Genomic DNA, 277 nt, shown 5'->3' on the forward strand with positions numbered 1-277 from the left:
CAGAAACGGATAGCATATGACAGCGTGTTCATCGTTTGACGGTGTCCACGAATAAAAGATCCACCGAAGTAGATATGCTGGACTTGGTGCTTCTCAGACTGGAGGTAGGCGATTTGTCCGATGTTGTTACTGGGAAAGTTAGTGATGGTCGTTTTGTACCGGGAATGGCTTTAGCTTATTACCTGATGGCATATAGTAGACTCCGGCTCATATCCTCATGTTTAAACATCAAATCGTCGTCGGCAGGCTCTGTTCCATTCTCCGTTCCCCCTTCGTT

1 protein-coding gene is annotated in these 277 nt (G+C 46.6%); it reads right to left on the bottom strand.

Translation table 11 applies throughout. The annotated features are described in order from the left end of the window. Positions 1-146 (bottom strand): pantothenate kinase (locus CVH10_RS26805; protein ID WP_219924881.1); only part of this gene is annotated, 146 nt, incomplete at its 3' end. Between the last annotated feature and the right edge of the window lie 131 nt (positions 147-277).

The sequence above is a fragment of the Halomonas sp. ND22Bw genome (assembly GCF_003011945.1).
GTDB lineage: Bacteria > Pseudomonadota > Gammaproteobacteria > Pseudomonadales > Halomonadaceae > Halomonas > Halomonas halophila.